At 44.2% G+C, this 12861-nt stretch carries 12 protein-coding genes and 1 other RNA gene; 5 read left to right on the forward strand and 8 right to left on the reverse strand.

From position 1 onward, the window contains the following. Positions 1 to 91: 91 nt before the first annotated feature. From bamJ to grpE, 6 genes are all read right to left on the reverse strand, one after another. Positions 92 to 715, reverse strand: coding sequence for a BamJ family beta-barrel-assembly machinery protein (bamJ, locus tag K6Y31_RS02860; protein ID WP_232803529.1), 624 nt, complete (start codon positions 713 to 715; stop codon positions 92 to 94). Positions 716 to 807: 92 nt separating this feature from the next. Beyond that, positions 808 to 1548, reverse strand: coding sequence for a copper homeostasis protein CutC (locus K6Y31_RS02865; protein WP_233051332.1), 741 nt, complete (start codon positions 1546 to 1548; stop codon positions 808 to 810). A gap of 161 nt (positions 1549 to 1709) precedes the next feature. After that, positions 1710 to 2618: an ROK family protein gene (locus tag K6Y31_RS02870; protein ID WP_233051333.1), complete on the reverse strand. Its 909-nt coding sequence runs from the start codon at positions 2616 to 2618 to the stop codon at positions 1710 to 1712. A 315-nt stretch (positions 2619 to 2933) separates the two neighbouring features. Continuing rightward, positions 2934 to 4064 (reverse strand): molecular chaperone DnaJ, encoded by a 1131-nt coding sequence (dnaJ, locus tag K6Y31_RS02875; protein ID WP_233051334.1) that lies wholly within the window; start codon positions 4062 to 4064, stop codon positions 2934 to 2936. 91 nt (positions 4065 to 4155) lie between these two features. Next, complete coding sequence (gene dnaK / locus K6Y31_RS02880) at positions 4156 to 6084, reverse strand: molecular chaperone DnaK (RefSeq protein WP_233051335.1); 1929 nt, start codon at positions 6082 to 6084, stop codon at positions 4156 to 4158. 329 nt (positions 6085 to 6413) lie between these two features. Continuing rightward, positions 6414 to 7052, reverse strand: coding sequence for a nucleotide exchange factor GrpE (gene grpE / locus K6Y31_RS02885; protein WP_233051336.1), 639 nt, complete (start codon positions 7050 to 7052; stop codon positions 6414 to 6416). Between the two features lie 169 nt (positions 7053 to 7221). Here grpE and nadK point away from each other — a divergent pair, with 169 nt between their 5' ends. From nadK to K6Y31_RS02900, 3 genes are all read left to right on the forward strand, one after another. Then, a complete protein-coding gene (gene nadK / locus K6Y31_RS02890) occupies positions 7222 to 8103 on the forward strand; it encodes an NAD(+) kinase (protein WP_233051337.1) in 882 nt (293 codons plus the stop codon). A gap of 151 nt (positions 8104 to 8254) precedes the next feature. Next, positions 8255 to 9919 (forward strand): DNA repair protein RecN, encoded by a 1665-nt coding sequence (gene recN, locus K6Y31_RS02895; protein ID WP_233051338.1) that lies wholly within the window; start codon positions 8255 to 8257, stop codon positions 9917 to 9919. Between the two features lie 146 nt (positions 9920 to 10065). Further along, positions 10066 to 10425, forward strand: a complete 360-nt coding sequence (locus K6Y31_RS02900) for an outer membrane protein assembly factor BamE (RefSeq protein WP_233051339.1) — start codon at positions 10066 to 10068, stop codon at positions 10423 to 10425. 110 nt (positions 10426 to 10535) lie between these two features. Here K6Y31_RS02900 and K6Y31_RS02905 read toward each other — a convergent pair whose 3' ends face one another. Both K6Y31_RS02905 and K6Y31_RS02910 read right to left on the reverse strand, forming a co-directional pair. Further along, the gene (locus K6Y31_RS02905) at positions 10536 to 10883 is read right to left on the reverse strand and encodes an RnfH family protein (protein WP_233051340.1); all 348 of its coding nucleotides are present in this window, start codon (positions 10881 to 10883) and stop codon (positions 10536 to 10538) included. Next, positions 10876 to 11310 carry an SRPBCC family protein gene (locus K6Y31_RS02910; protein WP_233051341.1) on the reverse strand — a complete coding sequence of 145 codons (435 nt, stop codon included), beginning with the start codon at positions 11308 to 11310 and terminating at the stop codon, positions 10876 to 10878. Before K6Y31_RS02910 ends, K6Y31_RS02905 begins: the two co-directional genes overlap by 8 nt. Positions 11311 to 11539: 229 nt before the next feature. Between K6Y31_RS02910 and smpB the strand changes: the two genes are divergently transcribed. Together smpB and ssrA are read left to right on the forward strand one after the other, a co-directional pair. After that, positions 11540 to 12025, forward strand: coding sequence for an SsrA-binding protein SmpB (gene smpB, locus K6Y31_RS02915; protein WP_233051342.1), 486 nt, complete (start codon positions 11540 to 11542; stop codon positions 12023 to 12025). A gap of 46 nt (positions 12026 to 12071) precedes the next feature. Further along, positions 12072 to 12425, forward strand: a transfer-messenger RNA (tmRNA) gene (gene ssrA, locus K6Y31_RS02920). Positions 12426 to 12861: the final 436 nt, after the last annotated feature.

Genomic DNA, 12861 nt, shown 5'->3' on the forward strand with positions numbered 1-12861 from the left:
CCCTGCAATGCAGGGCTTTTTTATAGATACAAAATACAGGCATAAAAAAACCTAGCCGAAGCTAGGTTTTTTAACTATTTATCGCCTCTAATTAAGCAACGATTTCTAGTAGCTCTACTTCAAACACAAGTGCCGAGAAAGGTGCAATGGCATTACCTGCACCGCGCTCGCCGTAAGCTAAACCGTGTGGGATGTATAGCTTGTATTTTGCGCCAACAGGCATAAGTTGTAGTGCTTCAGTCCAACCAGCGATAACACCGCCTACTGGGAACTCAGCTGGTTCGCCGCGCTGCACTGAGCTGTCGAATACAGTACCATCTACCAACTGACCGTGGTAATGAGTACGAACAGTAGAATCAGCCGTTGGTTTTTCACCTTCGCCAGCATTGATGATTTCATACTGTAAACCAGATGCTGTTACCACTACGCCTTCGCGCTTAGCATTTTCAGCTAGAAACGCTTCACCCGCTGCAGCTAACTCTTTACCTTGCTCTGCTTGCTTAGCTTGAATTTCAGCAGCAATGATCTGGAATGCTTCATGCAGTGCAGACTCTTCAACTTGGCTCTCAAGACCAGAAAATGCATCTGCTAAGCCTTCTTGTACTGCTGTCACAACTAAACCATCGAATGGGTTTGCAGCAAGTTGCTCACCAAGTTGACGACCAATACCGTAGCTTACTTTTGCTTCTGTTGAAGCGAATTTGTTTTCAGACATTATCTATTCCAGATTGTTTAAAAAAAGCAGTCTAACAAATCCCATCTTACTTTTCGACCTTAGCTCGCCTATCTTAAGGCTGCATTGGTGTTTTATTGCGGCGCGGGCAAATTCAACGCTTGGCAGACAGATTTAATATTCTCTTCGCCAGTAATCCCTAGGTTAAAGTCATCCATGGAGCCCATTTTGGCCGCCGAAGCTGGAAAGTGCATATAACTAGGGCGAGTCGTTTTACCCGAAAGATGTACTTCATTAACCCCTGTTAATGACACAATTTCAGCTACGTTGTTGGCAGTGATACCAGCGCCTGGCATCACAGATAGACGCGTTCCAGCTTGCTGTACCATCTTTTTAATCACACTCACGCCATTAAGTGCATTCTCAGCTTGGCCCGAGGTAAGAATACGCTCACATCCGGCCTCAATAATGGTGTCTAAAGCGGCTGCATAATTGCCCGCTAAGTCTATGGCACGGTGAAAGGTAACCCCCATTTGCCCCGCCTGCTCCATGAGTGCTTTTAGTACTTGGCGATCAACATTAGCTTGTTTATCCAACACGCCAAACACTACACCTTGAGCCCCGGCAACTCTCGCGTTGTAAATATCTTTGAGCATGATTTCTAACTCATCCTCACTGTAATAAAAATCGCCTGCACGCGGGCGGATCATCACATAAATGGGGATCTGTGCAAACTTTACCGCTTGCTGAATAAAGCCCATATTCGGCGTGATCCCACCCAAAGCCAACGCACTACACAATTCAATTCGACTAGCACCCGCTCGCTGCGCTATTTGCAACGACTCAAAATTATCAATACAGACTTCTACCTTCATTATTCAACCTTAACACTTCAAAATTAAGTTTAAAAAAAAGGGCCACAACGGCCCTTTGTTTGATTTCGACTATCCATATCGCCGTTCATAGCATACTAAAGTTATGCCTAGAAACGTGTGCGCAACGCCATAAAATGTCAATTATGAAAGATGTTTAACCTTTATTTACGATAATTTAGCAACGCTGCACCGCGTACGCCACCGGCACCGCCAAATTTAGCTTGGCAAAGCTTTGGCAGGCGTACATTTGGGATAAGCTTAGCGGGTAAACGCTTTTCTAATTCGGGGTATATTTCTTCAAAAGCGGCTAAACCACCGCCAAATACGATGGCTTCAGGGTCAAGCACCATGATCGATGTCGATAAACCAGCGGTTAATATCTCCAAGTAAATATCCACCGCTTTCACCGCAACCGCATCACCGCTGCGGTAAAGCTCCAGAATTTCAGGGCCCTTAGCAGGATGGTCTGCAAAATGGTTATAAATATTACCTAAGCCAGTACCTGATGCATAAGTTTCAAACGAACCAGCATGACCTAACCCACTGATAAATAGCGGTAGATCGGGGTACTTTTCCTTCATGGTTGCAGGAATGCAGTAATGACCAATTTCACCAGCAAAGAAGTTCAAACCATTCACCACATCACCGTTTACAAACAGTGCGCCGCCAACGCCAGTGCCCAGAGTGACACCTAATACATTCTTACAACCATCAGCCGAACCACCGTAACACTCTGAAATTAAGAAGCAATTAGCATCGTTTTGCAGTGCAACGCGGCGATCTATCAATTTTTCTAAGTCATGACGCAGCGGCTTACCATTCATGCCTGGTAAGTTGGCACAGATAAGCGTGTCATTAGCAGTATTAATGGCACCTGGGAAGCCAATCCCGACCATGCCACGACAACCAAATTCCTTGTCTGCTTGCTTCACCATATCAGCAAAAATGTTCAAGAAAGCATCATAATCATCTGCAGGCGTGGCCACTCGTTGATTTGAAACTAAATTTAATTGCTGATCATAGACCGAAAACTCTATCTTAGTTCCACCTAGGTCAAATCCATATAACATATATAACTCCTGATTCAATTCGATCGTCTTGTGGCCATCGGGAAAAAATAACGATGCGATGCTACTGCAATATTGCCCAGACTAAAATATTGCCATTGTATTAATCTGTAAAAAAAAAAAAGTGACTTGCGCCAATATAAAGGCCAAAAAGTCATATTTGTTGTCTTATTACATAAATAAACAACCGAAAAAGCCCGTTTTTGGTTTTTTATGTAAATAATTAACAACTTCTATCTGCCTGACCTCATAGCTAAAGTAAAATTCAGACAAAAAAAATGCCACTGCTAAGTGGCATTTTCTAAATCAAATGAAAGACTACTTGGTCAAATCATCAAAAAACTTTTTCACACCCGCAAAAAAGCCTTCTTCTTTCGGCTTGTGTTTGTTGCCCTTTGAACCTTTCAGTGTCTCGTTAAACTGCATTAACAAATCTTTTTGCTCGTCAGATAGTTTGATTGGTGTTTCGACATAAGCCTTACACAATAAATCACCCACTACGCCACCGCGTACCGATTTAACCCCTTTACCACGCATACGGAACATTTTGCCCGTTTGCGTTTCAGCTGGGATTTTCAACTTCACACGGCCATCTAAGGTAGGTACTTCAATTTCACCACCTAATGCGGCTTCAACAAAGCCAATCGGCACTTCACAGTATAAATTGCTGCCATCACGGACAAATATCTCATGCTCTTTAACATGTACTTGCACATACAAATCACCGGCTGGTGCGCCACTTTCACCCGCTTCACCTTCGCCAGATAGGCGAATACGATCGCCAGTATCAACACCCGCTGGAATTTTAACGGATAAGGTTTTAGTGCGCTCATAACGGCCTTCACCATGACACTTGCTACACGGATCTTTAATAATTTTGCCTTTGCCGCGACAAGTAGGACAAGCCTGTTGCACTGCAAAAAAGCCTTGGCGCATTTGCACTTGGCCTTGGCCATGACAGGTACCACAAGTGCTTGCTTGAGTGCCCGCTTTCGCGCCTGAGCCATTACATTGCTCACAATGCACTAAACTTGGAATTTTGATTTCTTTGGAAATACCTCTTACCGCTTCTTCTAGGGTAAGTTCCATATTGTAGCGCAAGTCTGAGCCACGCTGTGGACGTTGCTGACCACGACGGCCGCCACCACCACCGAAGATATCACCAAAAACATCACCGAAAATATCGCCGAAATCTTGATGACCACCGCCACCACCGCGATTTGGATCCACGCCTGCGTGGCCAAATTGGTCGTAGGCCGCTTTTTTCTGAGGATCGCTTAGCACTTCGTAGGCTTCTTTAACCTCTTTAAACTTATCTTCCGAATCTTTGTCACCCTTAGTTCTATCAGGGTGAAACTTCATCGCCAGACGTTTGTAGGCTTTTTTTACGTCCTTCTCGTTGGCATCTCTGCCAAGGCCGAGTACTTCATAATAATCGCGTTTAGACATGATTCACTATTACTTCTTTGATACGTCGCTGGAAACACACACGGGTGTTGGTTACCCAACACCCGCAATAACTAACTCATTATAAAGTTAATTACTTCTTGTCGTCTTTTACTTCTTCAAATTCAGCATCAACAACATCGTCATCTTGCTTAGCCTGACCACCTTGTTCAGCTTGCTCACCACCTTGGCCTTGCTCTGCTTGCGCTTTTTGCTGAGCAATTTCCATTAGCTTTTGTGAAGCTTCCATTAACGCTTGAGTTTTTGCTTCAATGGCTTCTTTGTCTTCACCACGTGCGGCTTCTTCAAGTTCAGTCACAGCGGCTTCGATTTTCTCTTTATCTTCCGCACCGAGTGCATCGCCCGCTTCTTCAACTTGCTTGCGTGTTGCGTGAACCATGCCATCAGCTTGGTTACGCGTTTGTACTAACTCTTCAAATTTCTTATCAGATTCTGCGTTCGCTTCTGCTTCAGCAACCATCTTGTTGATTTCATCATCAGACAAACCTGAGCTTGCTTGGATAGTAATCTTCTGCTCTTTACCTGTATCTTTGTCTTTCGCCGATACGTGTAAGATACCATCAGCATCTAGGTCGAAGGTTACTTCGATTTGTGGCACACCACGTTGCGCAGGACGAATACCTTCTAGATTAAATTGACCTAGAGATTTGTTGTCACCGGCACGCTTACGCTCACCTTGAAGTACGTGAACGGTTACCGCACTTTGGTTGTCATCAGCGGTTGAGAACACTTGTGAACCCTTAGTTGGGATCGTGGTGTTTTTATCAACAACCTTAGTCATTACGCCGCCCATAGTCTCAATACCTAGAGAAAGAGGTGTAACGTCTAGTAGTAATACGTCAGTTTTGTCACCTGATAGTACGCCGCCTTGGATCGCTGCGCCCATCGCTACTGCTTCATCAGGGTTAACGTCTTTACGCGCTTCTTTACCGAAGAACTCAGACACTTTCTTCTGTACCAGTGGCATACGTGTTTGACCACCCACTAGAATCACGTCGTTGATGTCGCTTACTGATAGGTCAGCATCTTGTAGCGCAATGCGAAGTGGCTCAAGAGTTGCTTCAACCATGTCTTCAACTAGCGACTCTAATTTAGAGCGTGTTAGCTTGATGTTAAGGTGTTTAGGACCTGATGCATCAGCTGTAATGTATGGCAAGTTAACATCTGTTTGTTGCGCAGAAGAAAGCTCGATTTTTGCTTTTTCAGCACCCTCTTTTAGACGTTGCATTGCAAGTGGATCTGTTGTTAAGTCAAAGCCTTGATCTTTCTTAAACTCAGATACTAAGTAGTTAATTACGCGGTTATCGAAATCTTCACCACCTAAGTGCGTGTCACCGTTAGTTGCAAGTACTTCGAATGTTTTTTCGCCGTCAACTTCATCGATTTCGATGATAGAGATATCGAATGTACCACCACCTAAGTCGTAAACTGCAACAACGCTGTCGCCTTTCGCTGTGTTAACACCGTATGCAAACGCTGCCGCTGTTGGCTCGTTGATAATACGTTTAACGTCTAGGCCAGCGATACGGCCTGCATCTTTTGTTGCTTGACGTTGTGAATCGTTAAAGTAAGCAGGTACGGTAATTACCGCTTCAGTTACCTTCTCACCTAAGTAGTCTTCCGCCGTTTTCTTCATCTTTTTCAAGATTTCAGCAGACACTTGTGGTGGCGCCATGTTTTTACCACGAGCTGATACCCAAGCATCACCGTTGTCAGCTTTGATGATTTTGTAAGGCATGATTTTAATGTCACGCTGAACTTCTTCATCTTCGAAACGACGACCAATTAAACGTTTGATAGCGAACAACGTATTCTCTGGGTTGGTTACAGATTGACGTTTTGCAGGCTGGCCTACTAATGTTTCGCCGTCTTCTGCGTAAGCAATAATTGACGGAGTAGTACGATGACCTTCAGCGTTCTCAATAATTTTAGCCGTGTTACCGTCTAGGATCGCAACACAAGAGTTCGTTGTACCTAAGTCAATACCAATAATTTTACCCATTAGGCAATCTCCAATAATAATTTATGTTCACTGTGGAAGGTAGCAAGAGCAATTTTGCTTCGTGCTGTTCCGTCTATGCACTCTATATGGGGTTGTGAAAAGACGCTTCAAGGGGAAAAAGAAAAAAAATTGAAAATATTTCCGATATAGAGCAAGAAAAAACCGTTTTGACATCTTTTTTTAGCTAACTTGCCAGCAAAGTAGTCGTAATAAACTTGCAAATGATAACTGCTTGCATTAGGGAGGTATTAAACAAAAAAAATGCCAGTAACCTAATGACGTTACTGGCATCTAGTGTTAATTGGACAGTATTAGCTGACTCTTACCTATTACGCTTGAGTATCAACCGAGCTTGGCGCGGCACTGGCTTTTGAAACCATAACCATTGCCGGACGAATCACACGACCGTTTAACTCATATCCTTTTTGCATGACTGCAATCACAGTATTAGCAGGCACGCCCGGGATTTCTTGCATACTCATGGCTTGATGCTTTTCTGGGTCAAATGGTGCGTCTTTAGGATCAATCGCCACCACACCGAATTTCTCAACAGAACTCAGCATCGCCTTAAGGGTTAATTCAACCCCTTCAATCATTGGCTTAAGATCGTCGTTTTCATGGTCAGCATGGCTCAGTGCCAGCTCCATGTTATCAATCACAGGTAATAGTTCAGCAGCAAATTTATCCAACGCAAATTTATGTGCCTTTTCTACATCTTTAGCGGTGCGGCTACGGATGTTTTGCACTTCTGCGGCAGCGCGAACCACCGAATCTTTTTGCTCGGCAATTTTTTCTTCCGCTGCGGCTAGCTTTTTCTCTAACTCAGCGATACGCGCATCTTCACCTGCTTCAAACTCACCTTCCACAGCGTCTGCAGCATCGGCTGCGAGAACTTCACCTTCTTGAGCGACTTGCTCAACGTCTACTGCTTGCTCTTCTGGCGATAGGCTTTTATCTTCGCTGCTCATGTTTACTCCATTGAGATATTAACTAAAACACATTGCCCCTTATTATGGGGATCACTCTAGCAGTTTCAACCTTGCTGAAAAGAAAACCCTTGCTAGATTTAACAAGCCCTTTCATTATTGCTTTAATTAGCACCATTTAACGTGCTCAACCCAATAGAAAGTTGACTAGATGACGGTAAAATTTAACTCCATCGGCTTAATTGGTAAACCTAATCATTTAGGTGCAAATCAAACCTTAAAAGCCCTGCACCATTATTTAAAGCAAAGAGGCTATCGGGTCATCATTGAAACCTTGGTAGCGGCTGAGCTTGATATCGTCGATAGCGAAGCAATGGACGTTGAAACCTTAGGCCTTCATGTTGATTTAGCAATCGTGGTTGGCGGCGACGGTAACATGCTCGGCGCTGCGCGAATTTTATCGCAATACGACGTGGCCGTGATTGGCGTTAACCGTGGCAACTTAGGTTTCTTAACGGATTTAGACCCTGATGAATTCGAAGAGCCGCTCAATCAGGTGCTGCAAGGCAACTACCAAACTGAGTATCGCTTTTTATTAGAAGCCGAAGTATTTCGCAAAGGGGTACGACAAAGCAGGCAAACGGCGGTAAACGAAGCCGTACTGCACCCAGACAAAATCGCCCACATGATTGAATTTGAAGTGTACGTGAACGGCAGTTTTATGCTGCACCAACGCGCCGATGGCATGATAGTGTCAACGCCCACAGGCTCAACGGCCTACTCGCTCTCTGGTGGCGGCCCTATTTTAACGCCAAACCTTGACGCCATCACCCTCGTGCCGATGTTTCCACACACCTTAAGCAGCCGCCCTATTGTGCTTGATGCAAATTCCCACGTACGCTTAGTTGTCTCCCCTCATAACCAAGCTGCCATGCAAGTTAGTTGCGATGGCCATGTTACGCTGCCCGTCGAGCCGGGTGACGAAGTGGTCATCAAAAAACATACCCACAAATTAAAACTGGTTCATCCCAGTAACTACAGTTATTTCAGTGTATTGCAGCAAAAGCTCGGCTGGGAAAAGAAACCTTTTTAAGCGCCTAACACAATGAGGCATGTGACCAATATTATAAATATCGTCACCCGGTTTATTTTTAGAGAATAAAATTCACTCAGACACTTTACTGTATAAAAAAACAGTCTATACTGCTTTTTTATACAGTGTTTGTATTGAATGGATTTTGTATATGTTAACTCAGCTAACCGTAACCAACTTTGCGATTGTAAAGTTTTTAGAATTAGAGCTTTCTGGTGGCATGACCAGCATTACTGGCGAAACAGGGGCTGGTAAGTCCATCGCTATTGATGCCTTAGGCCTTTGCTTAGGCGATCGCGCCGATGCCCACATGGTGCGCCCCGGCGCCAAAAAAGCTGAGATCATTGCACGATTTTCCTTACAGCACATTCCTGCTGCGCGGCGTTGGCTGCAAGACAACGAACTGGAAAACGAAAACGACTGTATTTTACGCCGCACGGTTACCCATGAGGGACGCTCGCGTGGCTATATCAATGGTATTCCTGTTCCGCTTTCTCAACTTAAAAACCTAGGCCAACTGTTAGTACACATTCACGGCCAACATGCGCATCAAACCTTGCTTCGCCCCGATGTGCAAATGCAACTACTGGATGGTTATGCTGGCCACAAAGCACTGTTACGCAAAGTAAAAGATAATTACCAAGGCTGGCAGTTCCTTAACAAAGAACTGCGCCACCTACAGCAACAGCAAGCCGAAAACGATGCTCGTAAACAACTACTGGAATACCAAGTGCAAGAGCTAGATGAGTTTGCGCTGCAACCTAATGAATTTTCAGAAATTGAACAAGAGCATAAAAAGCTAGCAAACAGCGGAACCCTAATGGAACAATGCCAAGCTGGGCTCGACATACTTTATGAAAACGATGAAGTGAACGCACTCAGCTTACTGCAAATGTCAGCAAACCGCGTAGAAAGTCAAGCGGATAACGATCCTGCATTGTCTGAAATTACCAGCATACTGCAAGAAGCCATTATTCAAGTTGAAGAGGCCAGTTCGCAACTAAGAAACTATTGTGAAAGCTTAGAAATGGATCCGGAACAATTTAACTACCTAGACAACCGCTTAAGCCAGGCCATGCAACTTGCCCGTAAGCATCAAGTATCACCCGAAGAGTTATGTAAAAAGCACCAAGAATTAGCGAAAGAACTCGATGGCATCTCAAACTCAGAAGAGCGCGCCGCCCAGCTGGAAAGAGAACTAGCGAATGTACGCGCTAACTATTTAGAAGAAGCCAAAAAACTTAGCCAAAGCCGCCAGCGTTACGCCGAAGAGCTAAGTCAAAAAATCAGCGAAAGCATGCACCAACTTAGTATGCCGGCTGGGCAATTTTTAATTGATGTACTCGCCGATGAAAACGCAGAAATAACCTCAATGGGTATAGATACCGTTAACTACAGTGTCACCACCAACCCCGGGCAACCTCTGCAAAGCATCGGGAAAGTCGCCTCAGGAGGTGAATTGTCGCGCATCAGCTTAGCACTACAAGTGATAACCTCACAGAAAGCATCAACCCCTACCATGATTTTTGATGAAGTTGACGTTGGTATTAGTGGCGCCACTGCATCAGTGGTAGGCAAATTACTACGTAAACTAGGTGAAACCACCCAAGTATTTTGTGTCACTCACCTACCGCAAGTGGCTGGCCACGGCCATCAGCAAATGTTCGTCAGCAAAGAAACCGACGGCACCAGCACGCAAACTTCAATGCACGCACTCAAACCTGAACAGAGACTAGAAGAGCTAGCGAGACTACTAGGCGGCGACGCCATTACCGAAAAAACCCTCGCCAATGCACAAGAATTACTGATCCAATAGCCAACACATAGTGGTAAATAAGGAAACAAGCGAGATAATTTCAATAAATTTGCGCTAGATAATGAAAATAATCACGGCAAGTTTTTACTTCCAGCACCAGACTGGGTATGATTTGCCGCTGATATTCACCTTAATGAAACGGATTTATGCGACTAAAAAGCCTTATCGCTGCTGCAGCATTCTCACTTTCTCTTAGCGGCTGCTCTGCTATCTATGACAAGATCGTATTCCAAATTGACGTTGCTCAAGGCAATTTCGTTGAGGCGGAACAAATCGATAAACTCAGCTTAGGCATGACTAAAGAGCAAGTTAGCTATGTTATGGGCTCACCGATGCTTATCGACACATTTGATAGCAATAAATGGTACTACTTATATTACTTTAAGCCCGGTGGTGAAAAATCAGAACAATCACAAATGGAACTGGTCTTTGGTAACGATAAACTTATCCGTGTTTCTGGCGACCCGGCACTGACTGATAAATTCAGCGACCAACAACTTAACTAGTTGAAGCATTGCTAAAGTGCGACGCTAAATACGCAGCTGAGTAAAAGTCCAGCATCAAAAAAAGCGAGCCAAGCTCGCTTTTTTAATATTCAGTATTTAACCTATCTGAACTATTCTGTATTACCGCGCTGAGCCACGCGCCCACCTGTCGTTTTATCAGCCCGTCCCTCTTCTTTAGCTCGCTGCGCGCGTAACTTACGCATTTCTTTAGGATCAGCAATCAATGGGCGATATATCTCAATTCTATCAAGATCATGAACTTCATCCGTTAGCTTAGCTGGGCGACTGAAAATCCCCACCTTCGCCTTATCAACATCTATCTCAGGGAAGACATGGTGGATGTGAGAGCGCAAAATACACTCTTTAATAGTTAGCCCTTTCTCAACATTCAAGGCTATAATTTTTTGTTTGTCTGGCGTGGCATAGGCCACTTCAACCTTAATCGTCAACTCAGACACGATACACCTCTTTGGCTCGCTCGGTGAAGGCTTTAATCATCGCATGACATAAATCGTGGAATACTCGGCCAAATGCCATTTCAACCAACTTACTACTGAATTCAAATTCTAAATCCAATGCCACTTTACAAGCCTTGTCATCAAGGGGAGTAAAGGTCCAGCCACCGCGCAAATGCTTAAACGGACCATCAATCAATTGCATAATAATGCGCTCGCTGGGCACCAAGGTATTTTCAGTAGTGAATGTTTTTTTAATGCCGGCCTTAGCAACATTAACCGATGCGCGCATCAAATTATCGGAGTGCGCCAACACAGCACTGCCAGAACAGCCCGGAAGAAACTCGGGGTACGCATTAACATCATTAACTAAATCAAACATTTCAGTGGCACTAAACATCACCAGTGCCGATTTTGAAATCTGTGCCATTACCACTACTCTCAACACAAAAAAACCATTTTACCCGACAATAAAACAAAATCGGCGATTTTTTCAATCAAATACCTACTAACATCTACCAAAACGTTATAAATAGGCCCTTTCGCAGCTTAACATCAAATAAATACCTCAATATGACACCTTAACACTCCTTTATTTGGCTTTTTTCATTTATGCTATTCCTTTCTCATACCAGCCGAATAGAATATAATACGCAGCTATGGCTAAAAAGAACTCAAAAACAAAATCCGGCTCAAGTACCATCGCCCTGAACAAAAAGGCGCGTCATGAATTTCATTTAGAAGGTAAAATGGAAGCCGGTCTTGAACTGCAAGGTTGGGAAGTAAAATCTCTGCGCGCAGGTAAAGCAAACATCGCCGACAGCTACGTCTTCTTAAAAAATGGCGAAGCTTTTTTATTAGCAGCGACCATCGTTCCCCTTGATAAAGCTTCTACACATGTGGTGTGTGAACCCATGCGCAGCCGTCGCTTATTACTTAAGCGCAAAGAGCTAGAGACCCTCATCGGAAAAGTTGAAAGGCAAGGTTACACCCTTGTTGCAACTGCGATGTACTGGAAGCAAAACTGGGTCAAGCTAGAAATAGCCTTGGCAAAAGGTAAAAAAGACCACGACAAGCGTGCCGACATTAAAGATCGCGAGTGGCAAGTACAAAAAGAACGCACTATGAAACATAAAGTAAGATAGTGCTTTCTAGATGTGACAGTTTCTTGTAAACTGCCTGTAACAACTTGGGGCTGATTTAGGATTCGACGAGATTCACGAAACCCAAGGTGCATGCCGAGGTGCGGCTGGCCTCGTAAAAAAGCCGCAAAAGTTATAGTTGCAAACGACGATAACTACGCTCTAGCAGCTTAGGCTAGCTAGCCTTCCTCCCAGGTCTCTTCTATGGGCAGGGTTCAGGAAGGTCATCTACATAGAATAGCGAGGGAAGCTTGTCTGAGGCTGAACCGCGAAATAGTATCAGGCTCGCCATTTCAAATCCTGTTAGTCGGAGTTGCGGTGGTTAACTAAAAGACTAACTAAGCATGTAGTACCGAGGATGTAGGTTTTTCGGACGCGGGTTCAACTCCCGCCAGCTCCACCAATCTATAGAAAAAGGCGATAACTCATTGAGTTAACGCCTTTTTTTTATCTGTAATTTTGTGTGTAGGCTGTTGGTACTAAAAGTAGGTACTAAACATTCGTCACTTAACCCTCGAAAAATCAGGTATTTGGCAGTTCAGATATCAAGTGCCTACAGGCCGATCTCTTTGAATATCTCACCCAAATTTTTTACTAATGCATTAGCGGCTGATTGCACTTTTCGCTCAGAGATACCCGTGGCAGCGACAATGGCTTGAGTGTTTGGAGATTCTAATCGCGTCATTGCGGCTAGAACTAATAATTCATATTTCTTGGTTTCCTCGCACATTTATGCGGATTTAGGTTTGTTTTACTACTCGAGGGGAAATATGACCACCTTGCAAGACAGGAAACATGAAGACTATTAACACCGCGCCCTTTACATAGACTGCTTATTC

Source organism: Motilimonas cestriensis (assembly GCF_021295315.1).
In the GTDB taxonomy this organism is placed as follows: Bacteria; Pseudomonadota; Gammaproteobacteria; order Enterobacterales; family CBDFNC01; genus Motilimonas; species Motilimonas cestriensis.